17 protein-coding genes and 1 pseudogene are annotated in these 20,650 nt (G+C 47.2%); 12 read left to right on the top strand and 6 right to left on the bottom strand.

Features of this window, described 5'->3' with window-relative positions:
- Positions 1-25: 25 nt before the first annotated feature.
- Entirely contained in the window at positions 26-1,090 is a 1,065-nt protein-coding gene (locus L9W92_RS14235; RefSeq protein WP_240084411.1) for an energy-coupling factor ABC transporter permease, read from the bottom strand.
- 366 nt (positions 1,091-1,456) lie between these two features.
- On the opposite strand from L9W92_RS14235, the gene L9W92_RS14230 reads away from it, so the two are divergent.
- The 7 genes from L9W92_RS14230 (at position 1,457) to L9W92_RS14200 (ending at position 10,213) form a co-directional block, all read left to right on the top strand.
- Positions 1,457-2,224 carry an SDR family NAD(P)-dependent oxidoreductase gene (locus tag L9W92_RS14230; RefSeq protein WP_240084410.1) on the top strand — a complete coding sequence of 256 codons (768 nt, stop codon included), beginning with the start codon at positions 1,457-1,459 and terminating at the stop codon, positions 2,222-2,224.
- A gap of 463 nt (positions 2,225-2,687) precedes the next feature.
- Positions 2,688-4,271: a [FeFe] hydrogenase, group A gene (locus L9W92_RS14225; RefSeq protein ID WP_240084409.1), complete on the top strand. Its 1,584-nt coding sequence runs from the start codon at positions 2,688-2,690 to the stop codon at positions 4,269-4,271.
- Between the two features lie 69 nt (positions 4,272-4,340).
- Positions 4,341-5,147 carry a 4Fe-4S dicluster domain-containing protein gene (locus L9W92_RS14220; RefSeq protein WP_240084430.1) on the top strand — a complete coding sequence of 269 codons (807 nt, stop codon included), beginning with the start codon at positions 4,341-4,343 and terminating at the stop codon, positions 5,145-5,147.
- On the top strand, positions 5,134-6,348 hold the full coding sequence (gene nrfD, locus L9W92_RS14215) for an NrfD/PsrC family molybdoenzyme membrane anchor subunit (RefSeq protein WP_240084429.1): 1,215 nt from the start codon (positions 5,134-5,136) through the stop codon (positions 6,346-6,348). Before L9W92_RS14220 ends, nrfD begins: the two co-directional genes overlap by 14 nt.
- Before the next feature lie 175 nt (positions 6,349-6,523).
- Positions 6,524-8,014 (top strand): hypothetical protein, encoded by a 1,491-nt coding sequence (locus L9W92_RS14210; protein ID WP_240084408.1) that lies wholly within the window; start codon positions 6,524-6,526, stop codon positions 8,012-8,014.
- 569 nt (positions 8,015-8,583) lie between these two features.
- Positions 8,584-8,760, top strand: coding sequence for a hypothetical protein (locus tag L9W92_RS14205; RefSeq protein WP_240084407.1), 177 nt, complete (start codon positions 8,584-8,586; stop codon positions 8,758-8,760).
- A gap of 601 nt (positions 8,761-9,361) precedes the next feature.
- Positions 9,362-10,213 carry a hypothetical protein gene (locus L9W92_RS14200; RefSeq protein ID WP_240084406.1) on the top strand — a complete coding sequence of 284 codons (852 nt, stop codon included), beginning with the start codon at positions 9,362-9,364 and terminating at the stop codon, positions 10,211-10,213.
- Here the strand turns inward: L9W92_RS14200 and L9W92_RS14195 are convergent.
- On the bottom strand, positions 10,195-10,983 hold the full coding sequence (locus L9W92_RS14195) for a recombinase zinc ribbon domain-containing protein (RefSeq protein ID WP_286725474.1): 789 nt from the start codon (positions 10,981-10,983) through the stop codon (positions 10,195-10,197). The two genes, L9W92_RS14200 and L9W92_RS14195, sit on opposite strands and share 19 nt — an antisense overlap.
- Before the next feature lie 27 nt (positions 10,984-11,010).
- Here L9W92_RS14195 and L9W92_RS19535 point away from each other — a divergent pair, with 27 nt between their 5' ends.
- The gene (locus L9W92_RS19535) at positions 11,011-11,220 is read left to right on the top strand and encodes a hypothetical protein (protein ID WP_446676307.1); all 210 of its coding nucleotides are present in this window, start codon (positions 11,011-11,013) and stop codon (positions 11,218-11,220) included.
- On the opposite strand, the gene L9W92_RS19530 is transcribed toward L9W92_RS19535, so the two are convergent.
- On the bottom strand, positions 11,185-11,304 hold the full coding sequence (locus L9W92_RS19530; RefSeq protein ID WP_446676306.1) for a recombinase family protein: 120 nt from the start codon (positions 11,302-11,304) through the stop codon (positions 11,185-11,187). The two genes, L9W92_RS19535 and L9W92_RS19530, sit on opposite strands and share 36 nt — an antisense overlap.
- Before the next feature lie 38 nt (positions 11,305-11,342).
- Positions 11,343-11,513, bottom strand: a complete 171-nt coding sequence (locus L9W92_RS14185; RefSeq protein WP_240084404.1) for an AbrB/MazE/SpoVT family DNA-binding domain-containing protein — start codon at positions 11,511-11,513, stop codon at positions 11,343-11,345.
- Between the two features lie 304 nt (positions 11,514-11,817).
- Here L9W92_RS14185 and L9W92_RS14180 point away from each other — a divergent pair, with 304 nt between their 5' ends.
- Positions 11,818-13,236 (top strand): Wadjet anti-phage system protein JetA family protein, encoded by a 1,419-nt coding sequence (locus L9W92_RS14180; protein WP_240084403.1) that lies wholly within the window; start codon positions 11,818-11,820, stop codon positions 13,234-13,236.
- Between the two features lie 100 nt (positions 13,237-13,336).
- Here the strand turns inward: L9W92_RS14180 and L9W92_RS14175 are convergent.
- Positions 13,337-14,346, bottom strand: a pseudogene (locus L9W92_RS14175) (IS110 family RNA-guided transposase).
- Positions 14,347-14,635: 289 nt separating this feature from the next.
- Between L9W92_RS14175 and L9W92_RS14170 the strand changes: the two are divergent.
- From L9W92_RS14170 to L9W92_RS14160, 3 genes are read left to right on the top strand one after another with little or no spacing between them, the layout of a single operon-like run.
- Positions 14,636-15,268: a DUF4194 domain-containing protein gene (locus L9W92_RS14170; RefSeq protein ID WP_240084402.1), complete on the top strand. Its 633-nt coding sequence runs from the start codon at positions 14,636-14,638 to the stop codon at positions 15,266-15,268.
- Positions 15,237-18,623 carry an ATP-binding protein gene (locus L9W92_RS14165; protein WP_240084401.1) on the top strand — a complete coding sequence of 1,129 codons (3,387 nt, stop codon included), beginning with the start codon at positions 15,237-15,239 and terminating at the stop codon, positions 18,621-18,623. The genes L9W92_RS14170 and L9W92_RS14165 overlap by 32 nt, the downstream gene beginning before the upstream one ends.
- Positions 18,616-19,869 (top strand): Wadjet anti-phage system protein JetD domain-containing protein, encoded by a 1,254-nt coding sequence (locus L9W92_RS14160; RefSeq protein WP_240084400.1) that lies wholly within the window; start codon positions 18,616-18,618, stop codon positions 19,867-19,869. Before L9W92_RS14165 ends, L9W92_RS14160 begins: the two co-directional genes overlap by 8 nt.
- Here the strand turns inward: L9W92_RS14160 and L9W92_RS14155 are convergent.
- The gene (locus tag L9W92_RS14155) at positions 19,864-20,094 is read right to left on the bottom strand and encodes a DUF5348 domain-containing protein (RefSeq protein WP_240084399.1); all 231 of its coding nucleotides are present in this window, start codon (positions 20,092-20,094) and stop codon (positions 19,864-19,866) included. The genes L9W92_RS14160 and L9W92_RS14155 overlap by 6 nt on opposite strands.
- Positions 20,095-20,650 lie beyond the last annotated feature (556 nt).

Below are 20,650 nucleotides of genomic sequence, written 5' to 3'. Positions count from 1 at the left end.
GGTTATCCGCCCCGCCCCGGAAATTTTAAGCGATACCTGCCGCGTTCTTTCTTTTCTTGAGCATATTGATGAAAAAACCTGTGGCTGCTGCCAGCGCGAGGGTCAGTATTCCTCCCGCCAGCCCCGCCAGGCTGGTCCCGCTGCTTACGGCGGGCCATGATGCTTCTTCTGTTTCACTTTCCGCCGCATTTGTTTTTTCTATATTATTTTCTGTTGCTTTAAAATTATAATCAGGCAGGAAAGCAGTTTTTCCTTGGATATCGGACATTGTCTGGTAAATGCCCTCCGGCGCTTCAAGCTCTTCTGTGCCGGCAGTCTTAAACATCGACCACTCCAGACCGTCCGGGTGTGTCGAAGCAAACCAGGAGAAAACGCCTCCTATAATTATTGCCGCAACTGCCAGTCCGGTAATTACTTTTTTAATGGAAACCGCGCCGGCAGCTTGGGCGTGGCCTTCCATAATTTCGGGACGGGCTTTCCACACAAACCCGACGACGGCGGCAGTAGCGAGTCCTTCAACAATACCGATGGCTAAATGTATCGGCTGCATTAGCGCTACGAAAGTGCCGAAAGGCAATTCTGTTTTTCCTGAAAACATGGTTTCCAGCACGACACTGAAAGCGCCTAATTGAAGCCCGATTATTGCTGCAATAAGTGAAGCCCAGAAGATGCGCGCCGGAGCGTATCCTTTTCGCATAAAGCGTTTGTAGATCAAAGGATAGGCTATAAAGCAGGTATAGAATCCGAGATTAAACACATTGCAGCCATAAGCCAGCAAGCCGCCGTCCGCGAAAAACAATGCCTGGATCAAAAGAATGGAGGCCATCGTCAGGAAACCGGCATACGGGCCAAGCAGGGCTGAAAGGAGCAGGCCTCCTCCCAGGTGTCCGCTGGACCCTGTGCCGGGAATTGAAAAGTTAATCATCTGGGCGGCGAAAACAAACGCTCCCATAACTCCCATCAGTGGTATCATTTTATCAGATAGATCGTCATCCTGGATTTTTTTTATGGAATATGCCGTAATTCCCACGGTCGCAGCCCACATGGTTCCACCTACGGCGGGTGAAATCAAAGCGTCTGCCATGTGCATAGAATCAACTCCTCAATAAAATAAATAACCCGTGCAGACTTGATTTTAAATAGTTGCTTAACAAAATGAGATGACAGAATAATAAAAACTTACTTGGCCATATCACCACCTGTCCCCTAAAAATGAAAACCACGAAAGAACGCCAATTCTCATGGCGAAATACCTTCGTGGTATACTTAGTCCAAAAACACCTTGTAAAGAAAGCGACTCCGGTCGCCCGTTATTAATCTTATATTCTGTGGATTTCGGCAGATTCCTTCTGACCGAGCTTATTTTTACTAATAAGATTTGGCCTTAAAGTTCCCCTGACACGCGTTTGCCTTATGGTGACCTAAGCTGATATTAACCTGAAGCAGAGGTGATAAGATGGCTTATTCTTTTAAAGAAAAAGTGGCGTTAGTCACAGGCGGAAGTTCGGGAATTGGATTGGCAACGGCAGAAATGCTTTTACAGGGCGGAGCAAGAGTATTGATTATCGGAAGCAATGAGGATAAAGGGTTGAATGCTTTAGAATTGTTAAGACAGTACAAGGATGCTGTTAAATTTAAGGTCATAGATGTCTCTTTACCATACGAGTGTAAGCAGGCGGTTAAATATGCGGTTGCCGAATTCGGGAAGCTCGATATTCTTGTTAATTCCGCTGGTCAATATATTGAAAAACCATTAATTGATGTTACCGAAGAAGAGTATGACCGCATTATGGACGTTAATGTTAAGGGAACATATTTCACATGCAAGTATGCAGTTCCTGAGTTAATTAAATCCGGGGGAGGAGCTGTCGTAAATGTTTCCTCTGACGCTGGAATTAACGGCAACTTTTTTTGCTCGACATATTGCGCGTCTAAAGGTGCCATAACCATTTTTTCAAAAGCCATCGCTTTGGAACTTATTTCACATAATATTAGAGTGAATTGTGTCTGCCCGGGTGATGTGTCTACACCTATGCTGGAAAAGCAACTGGCGAACGTTGCTGACAAAAGTGAGCACCTAAAAAGAATCGTTGAAGTTTATCCTATCGGACGCGTTGGGAGAGCGGAAGAAGTGGCAAAAGTTATTTGTTTTTTAGCTTCGGATGATGCGTCCTTTGTTGTCGGGGCGGTATGGAGTGTTGACGGTGGATTGACGGTTTATTAACACACAGCATAACATGGATATTTTCCGGTTGACATAATTTTGCGGGGAAGGTAAGATTATTTTAAAAGACGTGCTAGCTGTAGCTAGTGTTATTCTGCAGGGGTTTTTTATATCGGAAAAAGTTTGGCCTCACAAGAAGCGGGGTTAAATTAACGTTTCATTTTTTGTTATTGGAAGATAAGTCTTATATTCCGTATATCACGGATGTTGTCGGCAACATCAGCTTGCCGGTTTCTAAGTTCTTAAATACAAATGTTTTTTGAGGAATACCACGGAGGTTTTCGTTCATCCAGAAGGAAGAACATCCGTGGTTTTTTGTTTTTCAATTTATTTAAATTAACCACCGGCAATAACGGGTAAGTTAATATTGTCTCTATAACCATCCGGGAGGTGATCAGGGCGGAAATGGTTAGTCGGATTAGCTAGTTAACCACCACTTTATCAATGGAAAGGAGAGGAGAGCATGAAAGATTGCAACGATGATGTTGAGAAAGATGTTGAAAAAAAAGAAATAACTCGCCGTACTTTTCTGAAGATGGCGGCCGGCACGGGACTGCTGGCCGGCTTGACCGGCGCCCTGGCCGGCTGTGCCGATAAGAACCCGGAGCATGCCGGCGGCAAGGGCTGGCTGCCGTACCAGTACAACGTCGCGGGCAACCTGCCGGCCCAGGTGCGTGGCCGCGTTCCCATTGACGCGGACAACCCGTCCATTGTGCGGGACGACCGGAAATGCATACTTTGCGGCCAGTGCCTGGAGGTCTGTGAGAATGTGGAAAGTGTCTTTGGCTATTACAGCCTGCCGGTGGTGGACGAAACGATCTGCATCAACTGCGGCCAGTGTTCCATGGCCTGTCCCAGCGGGGCGATCAGCGAGCGCGACGATACGCAAATAGTATTTGAAGCTTTGGCCGACAAAAACAGGTTTGTACTGGTTCAGACCGCGCCGGCCACCAGGGTTGCCCTGGGCGAGGAATTCGGCTTGGCGCCCGGCACATGGGTGCAGGGACAGCAGGTGGCGGCCTTGAGAAGGCTGGGCTTCGATGCCGTTTTGGATACCAACTTCACCGCCGACCTGACTATTATGGAAGAAGCCACGGAGCTGATCAAGAGAATCAAGGGAGAGGTGAGGAAACCCCTGCCTCAGTTTACTTCATGTTCGCCGGGCTGGATTAAATTCTGCGAGTATTTCTATCCCGAACTCATTCCCAATATCTCTTCCTGCAAGTCCCCTCAGCAGATGTTCGGCGCGTTGGCCAAGACATACTACGCCAAGGAAAAAGGGATCGACCCGGGAAATATTCTTTCCGTCTCCGTGATGCCCTGCACGGCTAAAAAATATGAGGCGCGGCGGCCGGAAATGAACGCCAGCGCGGCATACTGGAAGCGCGGCGATTTGCGCGACGTGGATGTCGTGCTGACCACCCGGGAGCTTGCCCGGATGATTAAAGAAAAACAGATCGACTTTACCGCCCTGCCCGAGGAGGGTTATGACCGGCTTATGGGAGAAGAAACCGGCGGGGCGGTGATTTTCGGCGCCACCGGAGGAGTCATGGAGGCTGCCGCGCGGACCGCCTACTTCCTTATCACCGGTCAAGAACCTCCCGCCTTGTTTTTAAACCTGACGCCTGTGCGCGGCCTGGCCGGGGTTAAGGAAGCGGCGGCGGAAATACCGGGAGTGGGCACGCTCCGGGTTGCCGTGAGCCACGGCATGGCCAACGGACGAAAAATCCTGGATGCCGTCCGCGAAGGCAGGGCGCCCTGGCACTTTGTTGAATTTATGACCTGTCCGGGCGGGTGTATCGCTGGCGGCGGGCAGCCCCGCACAGCTGTTCCGCCCACCGACGCCGTGCGCGAACAACGCCTTGCCGCGCTGTACAAAGCCGACGCGTCGCTGCCCAAGCGCAAGAGCCACGAAAATGCAGAGGTGGCGGCTCTCTACCGTAATTTCCTGGAACACCCCATGAGTGAACTGGCGGAGGAACTGCTGCACACAGAGTACCATTCCCGCGCCGACAAGTTAAAACGCTTGTTTGCCAAAGTAGTATAGCTGGGAATGTATCCGACAGGTCCTTTTAACTAAGTGGTTAACGAAAGGGTGGTAATATTGACCAGAAACATGGGAGCGCTAGTCGATATCACCAAGTGTATCGGCTGTGAAAGTTGTGTTGTCGCCTGCCGGTTGTACAATGGCCTGGAACCCGGCCAAGATGAAGAGTACGGGACGGCTCGGGACGGCAACGCTGAACTGGCGCCGAATAAATGGACTGTTGTCCAGAGCTGCCGTACCGAAAAGAATGGAAAACAAATCAGGCGTTTCGTCAAACAGCAATGCTTTCACTGCCTGGAGCCGGCCTGCGCTTCTGCCTGCTTTGCCAAGGCTCTGCAGAAAACGCCCGCAGGGCCGGTGGTTTACAATGAAAAACTGTGCGTGGGCTGCCGTTACTGTATGATCGCCTGTCCCTTCGGCATATTGAGGTTCGAGTGGGACAAGCCTTTTCCCAGAGTGCTTAAGTGCCAGATGTGCCTGGGCCGGGTGACCGACGGTCAGATGCCTGCCTGTGCCGCCGCGTGTCCCACGGGAGCGATCACTTTCGGCGACAGGGATAAAATGGTCGAAGAGGCCAAAAACCGCCTGGCTGCCAACCCCGATCTCTATACCGGCCAGATATACGGATTGAAGGATGCGGGCGGCACATCGTGGCTTTACATCTCCGATGCTCCTTTCGAACAACTCGGCTTTCGGACGGATGTTCCCCAGAAGCCTATTCCGGAGTATACCTGGCAGGTGCTCAGGTGGACCCCTTTCATATTCGTTGGCTGGGGCGCCCTGCTGACCGGCATGTATCTGTATACCAAGAGGCGGGCCGGAGTGCATGAGGAAGAAGAAATGTACGCTGCCGTTGATGATGATGACGGGAAATAAAAAAACGTTTAAGACCGGAGGTGAGGTTTTCGTGCAAAAGAAGCACTGGACTTTTAGAATTACCGGATTCAGATTGTTATTAATCTTGTTTGTGCTAACCGCGGTCGTTGTTTCTTTATACCGTTTTATCTTCGGCCTCGGCTCGGTGACCAACCTGAACGACCAGTGGCCGTGGGGCTTGTGGATCGGCTTTGACCTGCTTTGCGGCATCGCCCTCGCGGGCGGCGGCTTCAGCACGGCGCTGATCGTGCATGTGCTGCATAAGGAAAAGTACCTGCCTATCGCCAGGGCCGCGCTGCTCACTTCACTGATTGGCTATATCATTGCGCTGGTCAGTCTTTTTCTGGACATCGGGAGATGGTACAATTTCTGGCGCCCCTTCTTTTTCTGGGGATACCACTCGGTGCTGTTCGAGGTGTTCTGGTGCATCTCCCTCTACACTATTGTACAGATCATGGAGTTCGGGGATATCTTCTTTGAGAGAGTGCGCTTCCCATCGCTGAAAAGAATTCTTCACGCAACCATACCTTTCTGGCTGATTATTGGCATAGTGCTGCCTACCCTGCACCAGTCGTCGCTGGGTTCCCTCTATGTCATCGCTGTGAACAGGCTGGACCCGCTCTGGTGGTCCATGCTTATTCCTTTCTTCTTTGTGTGGTCTGCTTTCTTTCTCGGACCAGCCATGGTTACCATTGAGGGAACGCTGGCGGCCAGGGCTTACGGCCGTGTGCCGGAAATGCCGGTGTTTTCAAGTCTGACCAAAGTCACCATGTGGATGATGATTGTCTACCTTGTCGTAAAAGTAATCGACTTGAATTACCGCGGCGTTTTTACCCAAGCGTTCAACGGTTCCTTGGAAAGCAATATGTTCTTAATTGAAATGATCGTATTTGTTCTCCTGCCGATCGTCATGTATGCCGTGCCGAGCATTCGCAACAAGCTCTGGGGTGTCTTTACCGCTTCCGTTTTAGTGGTTGCCGGTGTTGTCTTCAACCGGATGAATGTTGTCTTTACCGGCATGGCCAAAAGCGCCGGCGGACACTATTTCCCTACTGAATGGGAAATATTGATTACTATTGGCATGTGGAGCGCGCTAATTCTCATTTACTGCTTTGTGGTTGAGAATTTCCCGATTTTACCGAAAGAAGATCTGGTTTCACACGAAAGCAGCATGGCTTCCGGACAGACTGTCAACATATAGAAGCATTCGGTTTCGCCGCAGAGGACAGGGAAATTAGGAACTGCCGACCTCTCTGCCTGCAGTTCTATCGGATTTCAAAAACTCCGTTAAGACTTCGGCGGGGGTAAAATCCCCCGCCGAAGCCCCGCAGTTTAGTAGAAAGAAGCTAGATGAGTTCATTGGCGTCACAGATTTTTTGAAAAACAGGGGGTTGAATGTCATCGGCAAGGCAGTTGTAGACCTCGTTCCTTTTTTGCTTGAGGCTTTTGGGCTGAAGAGGGAGATTTATCACGATATCGACGTGCTTTATCAGGATAAGCGGACAGAGTATTTCAAGCTGGCCAGTGCTTCAAAGTATTACCGGCATCCTGTGGTCAGCGAAGGGACCACTCAGCAGGAGGAATATGCTAAAAAAACTCTCGGCATTCTGATGTACCTGAAAAAGTGCGGCGACAGCGAAGTGTGGGAGCAGTTTGTCAGTATAATGAAAAAGGGCTGGCCTCACGTCTTTGAGTATTTTGCCAGTAGTGAGGTTATTTCTTTTGAGTCATTTTTCGCTGACAGTACTAAATGCCTGGGAAACTCCAGCAGCGTGAACGCCGAGACGGTTGTATTGCTTTGTATGGCAAACCTGTGGGGAAAAGAGGTGGAAGCGGATCCCCTGTTTGAGTTTGTCTGCCGTGTGCTGCACGGGCGGCTGATGGTGAGGGAGCAAAGCAACCCGGGTGTGTTCTGCCATCAGAATATGGAAATGGCTTTGCAGAAAAATGTCCGTGAATTAAGGCTGCAAATACGTAAAAAGTTTGGAGAGATAAGTTCCCTGGATTCAGTATTCCGGCTTGCGGATGATGAGCTGGCCAAGCACGTTTTTTTCTTCGAGAGATTATGTGACGTTGAAGAAATGAACAGCAGCCGTATATTCGATGGCATCGCAATATCGGCCGCTGACATAGAAGAAATTCTCGGAGCGTATTTATCCGCCTTTAATCGCAAGAGTATATCTGAAGCCGCAAGGTACCTGGTTTCGGGACTTCTGTTCAGAGGGCTCCTGAAAGCTTATAAGGCTGCTAAAGAACATTACTTTCGCAGCAGCAAAGACGGGACATATATAGACGCGGAGTTTTATGAAAAAGCTGTTGAAGCTGTTATCGGAGAAAGAGAATACTACAAGGCTCAGGCTGAACAGTTTAAAAGGCAGGTTGCCGAACTGAGAGATAATCTGGACAACATGTACTCCAGAAAGATGGCGGAAATGGGAAAGAAGATTAGAGAACTGGAAAATCAGCTGCTGGTGGAAAAACAAAAAGAGAAGGAGCTTATAGCGCTGCGCAGTTTGATGTTTTCGCTGAATAATGATGATGCGCCGGATGTGCCTGACCTGCAGGAAGAAGCCGTCATGGACGGTATAAAAGCGGCGGTGGCCGGCGGGTTCGAGCGCTGGCAGCGTAAGATGAAGGAGCGGTATCCCCACTTTATATTTCTAACATCGGAAAACTTTGATCCCAGACTGCTGGACGGTGTGGGCCACGTGTTCATTTTTGCAAGGCACATAGGACACAAGCTATATTACCGGGTCATTAATGAAGCGAGAAAAAGAGATATGCCTGTCAGCTATGTCAGCAAGGTTAATGAAGAACTCGCGGTCAAGGAAATGAAGAATGCGCTTGCCGGTCAAAAAGTGAGCTGATGATATGAAGAAAACCACGAAACACCGCCATTCCTTATGGTGAAATACCTTCGTGGTATGAAATTGAAAGACGCTGCTGAGCGGGCTATGCAGTATTTTGGGAAGATGATCCAGCCACTATAATTTGCGGGTTTCATGCCACAATATGAGGTGTAAGGCCACAAACCAAGCGACGACGAGAACCAGCGCCCAATGATGATGAAGTAGATCGCTCATTGAGATCTCCTTTTTATAGATATGATGCCCAAAAGAGAAGGAGATAAAACGGGGAGGCGCCGGGATGGCAATTAGGTAAGAATAAAACTTTTCTAAAGAGGCGAGAGTGCCTGGGCAAAAAATCTGCCCGGGTTTACCGTACCTGGAGCGCCGGCAGACCGGGCAAGGAGGCTTGAGGTATTGAAAATTGAGGCAAGGTTATATAGGAACTACAGAATTTCATACGGTTAGGGTGAGTTTTCGCACTGAATGGCTTGATCTATCATCGTAAAGCAATGGTTCTTTGAGGCCTATGCATCGTTGTTGGGAGAACAATGACGCTCCGAACCATTGGCATATAAGGGAGGCAGGGGATGGCGGGAAAACGGTTTATAACCGGCGATATAAGCATAGAGGAACCAATTGAACCTTTAACTATTGAAAGAGTTGTAGATTATGAAACCTATTTCTGGGTGTTGATACTTCTAGCAATGCACAATAAGCCCAAAATCATAGCAATAAAATGGAAAGCAAACGCACCCCATAATTGATTGATGCTGGTATATGTGTGGGAGAAAACCCCTCCCATTATCGTGATAATTCAAATAAGGCCAAATAGTAGGAGTATGTAACCAGCTATTTTCAACAAATTTAACGCCTCCTGTAATTAATAAGTATATTCTTAATTTACATTTAACGCCTTAAAGATAAAAACAATGACTAAAATAGCAGTAACACCATGAAACATATATCCAGGCCATAATTTAGCACTCAAAACAGAGGATTTACCGCGGAACACGTCCGCCATGATATAAAAAATTCAAGCTGCTGATATTAACCATACTGCAACAGCGGCAATCCACCAAAACATACCGATATCACATCCTTCCTGTTTATTTAATATATTTTACTTATTAATTACACGTGATTAATAAAAATCCTTTATTTTGAGGGATGGTTAATACTGGCGCTTATCTGTGGTTCATATTCCTAAAATGTTTATTATAGAGTTCTTTTCTTTCTCCTCTTCAAATATGGGAGGCATACCGGTCCGTTACATATTTTACTAACCTAAAGAAGGAGCTGCAGCTTGATTGTCGAATACAAATGTGAATATTGTAAAGTTGTCATATATCTGGTAGGAGGACAATCATGTTTACTCATTCCTCAAAGACAAATCCGGATAAAGTACAGCAAGCTTCATTAGATAAGATTAATAAAGCTAAAAAAGCGGGAGCAAGCTCTTTGCCAAGAGCCGTAAACCGTGATTTATTAATGTCTCCGCAAGGAATTTTACAGCTGCAGCGCACGATTGGCAATAAGGCAGTAATACAACTCTTAAAGTCTCAACTTCAACAACGGACAATCGGGCAACCTGTGCAACGAATGGATTCCGAAGAAGATGAAGAAGAGCTGCAAATGAAACAGGAAAGCGCAATGCAGAGAGTGGGAGTTTGCGAAGACGAATATGTAAAACTGCAAGTAATGCAGATGAGAAGATTAAGACGGGCTGATATGCAAACCTTTGCAGAAACACTTGCTGGAGATAATTCACGCAGTACGGTAGCTGTTGCAAAAGATGGTAATGACTACAATATTTATGCGCAAAGCTCCTTGGCAGGGATGAGTGAATTAATAGAAGAATATGATAATGTTACATTAAGATGGGACCAAAGCCCTGGTACCGGGTATCACGCTGAAATGATGGCTCTTATGGATCATGGAGCCGGAAGTGACATAGCTGCAAGTCAGCCCATTTGCAAAAGATGTAATGCCGCACTCTCAGCGAATGGCGTGACGGCTATTAATCCCGGAGATCAGTATACTGAACATTGGCAGGCTCCGTTTGTGGAAAACATTGATGAGAATAACGCTTTTCCCGCGAAGGCAGAGGACCATTCGCGGACGGGTCTGAGTGGAAGGCGTTGGGGGATAAATGAAAATAATAGGCTTTACCCGATAGCTCAAGATATATGGCAAGGGATTCATCCTGATGGATGGTAAAAAAACTCTCGGTATGCTGATATGTAAAATGGGAGAGCTGTGCCTTGGCTTGGTATCATGAAAAAAACTGGTCTCACGTTTTTGATTATTTTGATGAAGGGATCTATGTTAGGAGTAGGTAATGAGGCATCAAAATGACGATGCTCGCCGGAGACGGCCGCAAACCGCCATTTTGCGGGGAAAAGATTGAGCCGGATATCCAGTTTGTTGTCGTTGTAAACCACCACTTTATCCAGGACGTGGCGGTAAAAGATATCGTCCCATTCTCCTTTTTCTACGATTCCCTCCAAGACTGATGAAATTTCTGCGAGTAAAGCATCCTTGTTTTCTCGAAGCAGCGACTGCCGCCTATCGACCTCGGCCTCGTACTTTGCGTTCATCTCCTGGAAATTCTTTTTGGAGATATCCTTGCTTAAATACAGTTCCAGCAACCGCTGTTTTTTGTCGGAAACCTGGGCGATTCTGGCCTGTATGCTCTCGCTTTTGTTGTTCGGGCCATCTGTGCCAATCACTTTTTGGATGATGCCGGTCAGGTTGTCGATGATCTTCCGCTGATCCAGCTTGAGACTTTTTATCACTTCCTGCAGCATCAGTTTGGCATCCTCGTCGTTGATGGACATACAGGAGCAGCCGACCTGATCCCCAGCCTTATCAACGTGGGGGGCACCGTTTTTCGCCCCTTCATAACACCGCCACGCCTTATAGACGCTTCCATCCTTGCGCTTTTTGCTGCGGGACACAAAGGAGCAGCCACAGACGCCGCACTTGATTTTACCTGAGAAGCAGTAGCGGTTGGAGTGTTTAGCTTTCTGGTCGTCACTAAGGGAGCGCCGGGCAAGCTAGGCCTGGGCTTTCTCGAACAGCTCCCGGCTGATAATGGGTTCGTGATGGTCGCGCAGGATAACAAACTCTTCCTCGCCGCGGTTGTATTTCTTCTCGTGGTTCAAATAGTTGGGGGTGAAGGTCTTTTTCTAGACGAGGTCGCCGCAATATTTTTCGTTGCGTAGCACCCGCAGAATGACCGTGTTGGACCACTGCTTCATGTAGAAGGCCGTCTTAATGCCGGCCTCCCGCAGCTTCCGCGCGAACATCCTGTTCGGTTTTCAGGCCCAGCTTTTTCGCTTCTCCATCAAACGCCTTTTGCATATTCGAAAAAGCTGCTTTGGCTACATTGGCAAATATAATGTTTTCCCCCATCCTCAATAAAGATCACTTTATCTCCATCTTTTAGGCCGAGCTTCTTGCGAATATTAATTGGGATTGTAATCTGCCCTCCATTTGTAATTTTGGCGATATCCATATTGGATGCTCCTTTAATATTTTAACTTTGACTACTTAGTTTTAAATATATTCTGTTTTTCGTTCAAATTATAACATTAATCTAAGATAAATACTCTACTCAGAAATTATACAACTTTCATTTTACCACGTCCCAGGTGGATCGCAGGTCACTTAAATCGATCGAAATTCAGTGTCAAAGGCCATCAATAATGACAAGTAACTTATGCTGTGCTAAAATAATTTCATAATAGCAATAATTTACTTTTTATAACAAAATAATACTTTTAAATTTAGCTATATGACCGTAACCGGGGGGTGAATCTATGCGCCTGTTTGATGTAGTCCCGAGCGAGCTATTTTCCATACTCGCTTCTCCGAATCGGCTCATATATTCCAACGCTCTGGCCGTACTGTACGATGCATTTCGGGAAAACCTAAAAATACAGAAGAACACCTTTTTTACCATGATTCGGAGCCGGCTGGAGGATGAGCTTGCACGATCCGAATTCAGCGAAGACGGGATTTCCGAAGAAGAGGCGCAGGACCTCTCTGGAAGGGCACGCTTTCTGATCCGCAAGCTGAAGGAACGGGGATGGATCGAGCTTGAGCGCGGCGACGACTTTGAAGAATATGTAATTCTGCCTGATTATAGCATCAAAATCCTCGAACTGTTTTCTGAGCTGACCTCGGAAAATAAATCAAGCGGCTTTTCCTTTGTCTATGAGACATATTCCACCCTCCGCATGGCCAATGAGGATCCGGGTGGGGGGGCTTACGAAAAAATGATGGCGCTCTACGGAGCGTATGACAAGACTCTTGCGCTTATCAAGATGCTCAAAACCGTATATCATAATATTAACCGCTATTTTCAGCAGCAGATTGACATGCGCGACGTCAATCAGGTGCTTGCCATGCATTTCGATGATTTTTTACAGCATATTGTCGAAGCATATATCCGTCCGCTTAAAATTAAGGACTCTGTTCCGAAGTATAAGGTACCTATCCAGCAGGTTTTGGATTCCTGGCTGGAAGATAATGCTCTCCTGAACGCTATGGCAAATAGGGCTTTACAGGAAAAACGATTTGATTCTCTTGAAAAATGCCGTGCGGACATTGTTTCCAAACTGTTTTTTGTTAAGGAAAGCTACGAGAATTTTGAAAGTGAATATCTTAATGAAATAGACTTAAAAGTGCGCAGATATACCCGTGCGACAACACAGAAAATTGAGAGCCTTTCCAATAATGATCAGACGGTTCGGGGCAATTTGGTTTACCTGCTTAACGCGCTTTCCGACACCTCGAAAGCCGCCGAGCTTACGGATAGAATTCAGCCTGTTTTTCAGATTTTTGAACAATCCTGGATGGGAGAAGGAAGCCTTTATTCACAGCGCCGGCCTGGAAAGAGGGAAAAGCGCGATCCTGTACTGATAAGCGAGGAATCCGTTGATCTCAGTCGCAAGGCTCTGGATGAGTTTGGAGCTACAATAAACAGTCCCTATAGTAAGAAAAACGTTCGTACGTATATGGAAAAGCTGCTGGAAAACGCTGATATAGCCTATACAAAGGATATGCATGTTGAAAATGACATGGCCTATATTCTTTCCGCGCTGGCTGTAATTGCATCCAGTGACAGAGACAGCTTTTACCGCGTTGAACCGGTTGGCGATATCGTCGCTTCAAACAAATACGAGCTGCCGTCTGTAAGATTCATAAGAAACCTGCAAATAAAAGTCAAGGGTTAAACAACGAAAAAATTTGAGCAGGTAAAAAAGGGTGTGATAAAGCAGGCTACCGCAAAAAAGAGAAATACGCTAGCCGGAAAAAGGTTTCGGATAAAGTGGTTTACGCGGCAAAGTTAAGGAATTCTTTCACGCGTGCGTAGTAAATACGCAGAAACTTGTTACAGCCGGCGACCATATAGACATAGTAATGCTTACCCTGGGCTCGCTTCTTATCCAGAAATTGAAACACAGGGTCATTGGTGGGAGCGGTTTGCAGCAGACAGCTCATGACCAAGAAGAGCGTTTTACGGAGAAAAGGTGAACCGCGTTTAGAGATAGTACGGTCTTTGGATTCGAAAGCGCCGGACTGAAAAGACGGAGCATCGACCCCAGCAAAAGCAATGAGAGACTGTTTGCGCGGGAAACGGCGCACATCACCGATCTCTGCCATGAGTTGGGGACCAAGGATATTTCCGACGCCGCACATGGCCAACACCACGGGATACTCCGGCAGCAGTGCAGCCAACCGCTGCATTTTTGGGCTTTCGTCAGCTTACTGACGCACGCACAATGCCAGAACTTGGCTGCAAAGTCCACCCACTTTTCATGGCCATCCGGCCGGGCTGGGCTGGAGAACAGAGTATTGATACCGGGGAAGGTCTGATCAAGCAGGGCAATGAGATTGTTCTTCAAAGCAACCCTCAGCTTCATATACTGGCCATACTGCCGGTTACAGGTTTTCAATAGCAGGCGAGTATCGTCTTCCAGGGAGTACTGTTTTAGAAAAGCCCAGTTCGCCAGGCCGTAGTTGGCAATCTTTACGGCATCCGCCTTATCAGTCTTGATCTTGCGAATAGAGTTGTTACCGTAGTCGTGTATCAATTTGGCATGGACTGCGCTGACAAATATGCCGGCTTCATGGAGATAGCGGGCAATGGGCTGATAATACCTGCCTGTGTACTCCATGATTACCCGTGTCTCACCGTCCAGGCTTTTCAGGCGGTCTGCCAGCTTCCTGAGTTCACTGGCGGTGTGACGGACTTCAAAGGGTTTGAGCACCACCTCTCCGAAGGGCCGCATGGCTGCTACCATGCTTTTCCCTTTGGAGACATCGATTCCTACAGCGTTCATCAGCATTCCTCCCATCATGATGTGTAATCGGTGCCCATCGTTATCTCATTGCCGATTCCATTTGCTTGGTGACACGAACGCCCCGAAATCCCGGTGGTTCAACCTGCTTAAAACGAACGCTGCAATGAGGGGATGGCTGACGGTTTCTTATACGGACGTTGTTTAGTCCAAAGGAGGCGTCGTCAGACCAATTACTCCCCTCATTGTAGCTTAGGCAAGAGATGGAAAAAAGCACGGCTGGCTGCCGTGCCCCAGTTCCAAAAATATAGTAGCAAAGAAGGTGCGGTAATTGGATTTATCGGACTTGAGTGACTTTACAGAGAAAGAAAAAGAGATGTTTACGTCTGTCTGCAATCACCTTCTCGGACAGACTTTCCTGCTTAGAACGATTTATCAGTCTGACGGAAGCACCATAAATAATCCGGAATACAATTTTCTTGCGCTCCGCTCCGAAACCGTCAAGGGCTACCTCTCCCTCCTGGGCTGGGAACTGCATCAGGATATCTACAACGGCTACTTCTATGTCATAAACAATCTCGACGCCAACAGGCTGACACTTGGAAGCAAGCCAACCGCAATTCTTCTGGCTCTGCGCCTCATCTATGATGAAAACAGCGAACGGGTCGGTCTGTTTCAGGATGTGCTCTGCGAGGTAAGGGAGGTCCTGGAAAAGCTCATTACGGATTTTGGCGTGTTTCGGCAGAAACCAAACATGGATGAGTTCAGACGCGCCATGAAGGTGCTTGAAAATCATAATATAATCAAAGGACTGGAAGGAAAATACTCTGACGCGGATTGCAGATTCACCATCCTGCCGACCATTTTAACGGTTGTATCCGCGGAGAAGCTGAACGCACTGGTTTCCAATCTTCGTAAGGAGGATGAAAGCGATGAAGAAGCTGACGAAAACGCTGCTCATTAACTGGCTGTATTATGAAAAAGAACTGGTCAGCTTCGATACCATAAACTTTCTAACCGGAAAGACCGCCTCAGGTAAAACAACCTTCATCGACGCGCTTCAGATCGTACTGCTTGGCGAACTGAGTGGAAGAAACTTCAATAAGGCGGCTAACGAGAGCTCGGAACGCACGCTTCGCGGATATCTGCGTGCGAATATGGATAACAATAACCCATATTCCAGAAAAGGGCGTTCCTTTGAATCTTATATTGCCTGCGAGTTCAGCGATGATTTTTCCGGGAAACCGTTTACCATCGGGGTTGTTTTTGACTGCTATAACGACGGCGGCGAGCGTCACCAGTTCTTTTCTTACGACGGGCCTATACCGGACAATTGCTTTATTGAAAACCGAAAGCCGATGGACATTTCAGAACTCCGCACATACATAAAGACCAACTATAAATCCCGCGGCGAAATGTATGACAGCAACAAAAAATACAAAAGCGCTATCGCAGCGAAATGGAACATCCATACGGATCAAATATTCGGCATGCTGAAAAAGGCGGTTTCCTTCCGGCCGATCGTCGACATCCAGCGCTTTATCACTGAAAATGTTTGCGATCTTCCCGACAGGCCGGATATCACCGCAATGCAGCAGAATATTCAGGATTACAAACATCAGGAGCGGCTCGCTCAGCGGCAGGAGGAAAAGCAGTCTGCCCTTCAAAATATTAAGGAACTATATTTAAGAAGCGAACGCGCGCTAAATCAGGTGCGAATACATCAATATCTTTTTATCCGAGCGGGAAAACAAATAGAAGAAAGCGTCGTTCAAAAACTTGAAAATGAGCGGCGGGACAAAACGAAGCTATCGGTCGAACTGAAAGCGCGCTATGAAGCTCTCGAAGGTGAAATAAACGATCTGAACAAACGTCTGGAACAACTCATCAGCGATAGGGCGAACAGCGATGTTTTCAGGGAACGTGAACGCCTTGAGCAGCAAAAAGTCCTTTTGGAATCCGAACACAGAAGACTTTCGGGCGAGTTGAAAAACGCCGCGCAGGACTTAAGGTTGGAGGCGTTCCAGTGGCTTGGTTTTTGCAGCAAGCTTTCCAGCGGCGAAAACACAGTCGATCATGCTTTTGATATGTCCCATTTGACCGCGTGCTCAGAGAGGCTGCAAGTACAGCTTAAAAAAGTCGAGCAATTTTCTCCCGAGGATTTCGGCCGTATAGAACTATCCGTGTTTGAAGCTCTACAGCAGGCAATGAGAGCTTTTAAAAATCAGCTTGATGAGAGCTACTATAATGCCGATAAGCTGCTTTCCGAAAAAAAGCAGGAATACGATTCCAATTCCGCCGCCATTGCAAAGCTGCACAAGGGCTTCAAAGACTATGACAAAAGGCTTTTACGTCTGCGGCAGACGATAGAAGAAGAATTGTGCAAAAGGTTCGGTCAGGGGGCACGTATTCATATCCTTGCCGATTTGCTTGAGATTTTAGACGAAACATGGCAGGGCGCTATCGAGGGATACCTCAATACGCAGAAGTTCTATCTATTGGTTGAGCCGGCTCATTATCAGGCGGCCCTTCATGTTCTCAACGACGCTAAGCGTAGGGAGGATCTGCACGGCTATGGTCTTGTGGATATCGGAAAGCTCCGTGAAAATGAAAAACTCAGGCAGAATCCAAACAGCCTTGCCGCGGTTGTGGAAACGAAAAATCCTCTTGCGCGCTCCTATATTGATTATCTGCTGGGACGGGTTGTCCGCTGCATGGAAGTTTCGGAGTTACGCAAATATAGAACGGCTGTTACTCCGGAAGGTATGCTGTATCAGGGGTATGTGGCTCGTCCTCTCTCACGAGTCTTGATGAATGATGCCTATATCGGAAAACTTGCGATCAAGAAGCGCCTTGAGCGCCTTGAGCTTGCGCAGCAAACCCTGTCCGAAACAATCAAGATGATTCAATCAACGCGTGATTTATTGAGCAAACATAAAGAAAAAGAACCGCTGATCACTGAAAGATACGTTCAGACAATTATCAGAGATTCTATTGAAAAGTTCAGCCGCACTGAAGCGCTTTCTGTCCAACTGACGGACCTTAGTAAAGCGTACGACGCTTTGGATCTGACTTGGCTTGCCAAAATCAGTGACGTTATTGAAAGTGTCAGAAAAGATCTGAAATCCAAGCTTGGAGAAAAGGAACAGTGCTCAAATCAGCGGGAATTGTGCAAAAATCGACTGCACGAACTGGAATATAAGGATCTTTCGGATCACTATCAAGCCCTACAGAAGAAAGAGGATGAGCTGGGGGACTTGTTCAGTCCGGAATATACTGAAAAAATCGGAGAACCCCGCTATCAGGAAGAATTGCAAAGGCTGAAAACGGCTAATTCCATCTTTAATAATTTTGGGCACAGCCGGCAGGAACAAAGTAAAAAAGAATACGACGAAAGCAGAAAAAAGCTTGTCTATGCAAGAAGAGACTATGTAAATTCATATCCGCCCTGCCGTTTTGTCCCGGATGCAATGGGCAACGATGAATTCGCAGCAGAATTGCAGAGACTTTCCGAAAGCGAGCTTCCAAAATATAAAGAAAAAATACAAAAAGCCAGAGAAAGTGCTTTTGAACAGTTTCAGAACGACTTTTTGGCCAAGCTGAAAACCAATATTGATACAGTGCAGGCGCAAGTGAGGGATTTAAACCGTGCTCTCCAAAAAGCACAGTTCGGGACGGACAGCTACAGATTCATCATAACCCGACATCCGGATTATGCGGAATATTACGATATGATTATGGATCCCGACCTCATGGAGGAAAGCGGCGGGTTATTTTCGTTTTCCTTCATAAACAGATACGGAGCATTGATTGAAACCCTTTTCAGCAGAATCGTTTCTTCCGACGATTCACAGCTCAATGAGCGGAAGCAAAGCGAGCTGCAAGCCAATATTCAGCGATATACCGACTACCGGACTTATCTGCATTTTGATCTGGAGACGACGGATCAAAACGGTAATGTCCAACTGCTCAGCAAAACCTTAAACACAAAGTCCGGCGGGGAAACTCAGACGCCTTTCTATATAGCTATTCTTGCCTCGTTCGCGCAGATTTATCGCGTCAATGATGCCAGTAGCTTCGGCAACACCATGCGGCTGATCATCTTCGACGAGGCCTTTAATAAGATGGACAGCGAACGTATCGTGGAGAGCATTCGGCTGCTTCGGAAAATGAAGCTGCAGGTTGTCATCTGTACCCCGCCGGACAAGCTTCCCGACATCATGCCCGAGGCGGATCGTACTCTGCTGGTTTTAAAAGACGGGTATAGAATGCAGATATTACCCTGGTCAAAGGATTTGGAGGCCATGCTGGATGAATGAGGCAAAGCTGATTCTGAACCTACTGCTGGATAAATATGAACAGAGCGCACATTTCAGCGAACCCGGCCGTTCCAACCGTCGTGTGCTCATTAAAACCACGGGGAACGGTCTGCCGGAATATGATTATCAAAATGTACATATAAGAGATGCATTCAACGCCGCAATTCGTGATTTAATGGGGAAAGAGGTTGTTTTTGCCGAGTGGCTACCGGGGCGGAAGCAGTTGGTGGTCAAAGAGCTCTGGCTGAACCTCGAAAGGCTTCAAACAGCTTATATCCTGGCAGAACGCCAACCGCTGCAGAACCAGATCAATGAGTATTGCAGCTTGCTGAAAGCGTCGGCTGAGCGTGTGAACACGCCCTGGATCAAAAGATACCTGGCCACGCAGGCGAAAAGGCTCAGTTCTGCCAATCGTTTATCCGGTCTTTATAAGAAAGGCTGCGCGCATGTTACAAACGTTCTTGACGCTTTCGAACGTATAGACCTGCTTGACGACAGCGGAATGACCATGCGGGCGTTCAGTATTGCCTGTTACCATGATTCCAAGTATTTTGAAAAGAACATTCGGGATGATTTTCTTGCTATTGCCCGCGAATATTGCCCTCCCCTGGCCGAACTGCTAATAGATCAGGAGTTGAGCGACCGGGAACAGCTCGCCTGTCTGGGGATATATGCTCGCCCGGAGATATACGAATTTGCCGGGCCGCTCAGCATGGAAACCGAAGACGGTATCTGCGACTGCACCCCGCTTTCAAGGTATGGCTGTGCTGTGACAAGCACGGCGGCCCTTGGCATCCGGGAGCTGCATATGGACAATGTGCATAGAATTATGTTCATTGAAAACAAGACCAATTACGACGAATATATAGAAAAAGCCCGCCGAAATGACGAGCTGGTCGTGTTCCATGGCGGCTTTCTTAGCCCTCAAAAGAAGAAATTATTATTGCAGATCGTATCTTCGTGCCCGCCACATACTGAGTACCTATTTTGGGCCGACATCGATATGGGCGGCTTTAAAATGTTCGCACAGCTTAAAAGCCTGGCTCCGGAGCTTATCCCTTGGAAGATGGGCGCAATGGAAGTTAAGCGATATGCTGCACTTGGTCTTAAGCGAAACAGCCGATACATGAAAGAATTGGAAAGCTTTCTTGCCTTACCGTATGGGGCCTTATTTGCAGATGCCATAAAAGCACTTTTACACTATAACATTACGATTGAGCAGGAGGTTATGCTTAACGATCTATAATCTACAACAAACACGCACATCGAGCCCGACGGGTATTTTGCCGCTTTGGTATAATCCGAATAAATACCAGTCCTCATCATATTCAACTCTTGTTGGAACCCATTCATTGTCCTGCAGTATATCAAGGCGGTCTCCGCAATGGAAGCCTCCAAACGTACCGCCATTATCAAACAACACATCCAGCCGATTACACTCATTATCGTATATCAGCTTACCATATTCCATAAGGTTTCCCTCCATTAAAATTGATATATTTATAGTCAGAATCCCTACTCTTTATTCCAAAATCGCCTCATAAAAAATCCTGTGCCGCTATGAACAAACGCTACGACATAATATTTTTATTGTATTTTTGCTTAAAAGAAGACAGATTACCATTTGGCAACGAGAAAATGTAACATTAAAAGAATAATATACGTATGCACTTTTACAGCTTCAATTTTTTTTGATAGTCTCCGCCGCTGTTCATCTTTGCAGCAAAATCCAGATGCATACAAGTCCGCTGTTGTAGCGATTGTACTGTGGCCGAGCCACTGCTGCACCTTGATGAGCGGAACACGCTGACCGATCAGCAGGTTCGCGCAGCTATGCCCTTACAGTATAATAGGGACAAATCGGAAAAGCCCGTAATATCAAGGCCACTGAAAAAGTCTACCTGCTCTTAGCAGATGGGCTTTTTTGTATAAATATGGTATAATTATACAAGAAGGCAAGCGGAAAGGCAGGGGTAAAAATGTTGAGAGAAAGTACGCAAATAAGGCTGTCGCAGTACAGGAGCCTG

This window comes from Pelotomaculum terephthalicicum JT (assembly GCF_022410535.1).
GTDB lineage: Bacteria > Bacillota > Desulfotomaculia > Desulfotomaculales > Pelotomaculaceae > Pelotomaculum_D > Pelotomaculum_D terephthalicicum.
The sequence above is the reverse complement of the archived record's forward strand: the minus strand, read 5'-3'. Positions and strand labels throughout refer to the sequence as shown.